The sequence below is a fragment of the Streptomyces sp. sk2.1 genome (assembly GCF_008120935.1).
Lineage (GTDB): Bacteria > Actinomycetota > Actinomycetes > Streptomycetales > Streptomycetaceae > Streptomyces.
Genome location: NZ_RDBO01000198.1, coordinates 1 through 827 on the forward strand (window position 1 = coordinate 1; position 827 = coordinate 827).

At 69.4% G+C, this 827-nt stretch carries 2 protein-coding genes; both read left to right on the plus strand.

Annotation, left to right across the window (positions count from 1 at the left end):
- The coding region (locus EAO76_RS42385) for a vitamin B12 dependent-methionine synthase activation domain-containing protein (RefSeq protein ID WP_148841545.1) at nt 1–324 on the plus strand (324 nt) is incomplete at its 5' end.
- A 117-nt stretch (nt 325–441) separates the two neighbouring features.
- On the plus strand, nt 442–827 hold a 386-nt coding region (locus tag EAO76_RS42390), incomplete at its 3' end, for an HAD family phosphatase (RefSeq protein WP_148841546.1).

Sequence of the window (827 nt, forward strand, 5' to 3'; positions counted from 1 at the left end):
TACCTCGAACTCCACGGACTGTCCGTCCAGCTCGCCGAAGCCCTCGCCGAGTACTGGCACGCCCGCGTCCGCGCCGAACTCGGCTTCGGCGGCGAGGACCCCGACGACGTCGAGGACATGTTCGCGCTGAAGTACCGCGGCGCGCGCTTCTCCCTGGGCTACGGCGCCTGCCCCGATCTGGAGGACCGGGCGAAGATCGCCGAACTGCTCCGGCCCGAGCGGATCGGGGTGCACCTCTCCGAGGAGTTCCAGCTGCACCCCGAGCAGTCCACCGACGCGATCGTCATCCACCACCCCGAAGCGAAATACTTCAACGCGCGGTAAGGCGATGTTCGACGCGCGGTAGCAGGACAAGTCGTACACTTGTCGGCCCAGTGCAGGCCGGTCGTCCTTTCCACGGGAAAAGGCGACCGGCCTCTCGTCCCTCACGGAGGTGTGCCGATGACCAGTACGGTCCCCGCGTCCTTGACCCGCACGGCCGAAGGCGCCGCGCTCCAGGCCGTTCTGCTCGACATGGACGGCACCCTCGTCGACACCGAGGGCTTCTGGTGGGATGCCGAGGTGGAGGTCTTCGCCGAACTCGGGCATCGGCTCGACGAGGCGTGGCGGGACGTGGTGGTCGGCGGTCCGATGACCCGCAGCGCCGGCTACCTCATCGATGTCACCGGCGCGGACGTCACCCTCGACGAACTCACCGTGCTGCTCAACGACCGCTTCGAGAAGCGCATCGGCCGGGGCGTCCCGCTGATGCCGGGCGCGGCCCGGCTCCTGGACGAACTGGCCAGGCACGAGGTCCCCGCCGCCCTGGTCTCCGCCTCGCACCGGCG